The organism is Zobellella taiwanensis (assembly GCF_003012795.1).
In the GTDB taxonomy this organism is placed as follows: Bacteria; Pseudomonadota; Gammaproteobacteria; order Enterobacterales; family Aeromonadaceae; genus Oceanimonas; species Oceanimonas taiwanensis.
The window spans coordinates 1-255 of sequence record NZ_PXYH01000084.1; the positions used below are offsets into that span (position 1 = coordinate 1).

The 255-nt window shown below is 60.4% G+C and carries 1 pseudogene; it reads right to left on the reverse strand.

The window, feature by feature from the left end:
• Positions 1–255: pseudogene (locus C7I36_RS17025) on the reverse strand (TRAP transporter substrate-binding protein DctP); the annotation flags it as partial.

Here is a 255-nt window from a genome sequence, read left to right on the forward strand (position 1 = left end):
CCCGGCCTTCCGGGAACATGCTCAGCAGCTCCAGGCCCTTGTCGGCGTAGAGCTTGGGAAAGTGCTCGTGGATAACCTTGGAATTTTTGAAGAAGTAATTGATTTCGCTTTGCTGCTCGGGAATGACGTAGGGCATCAGGAACACCTGGGCCTCGGGGATCAGGCTGCCGGTAAAGCCCGGAGACTGGTCGACGAACTGCAGCAGCCCGGCCTGGGCCTGCTCCATGACGTCGACCGACTCGCCGAGGGTGCCGA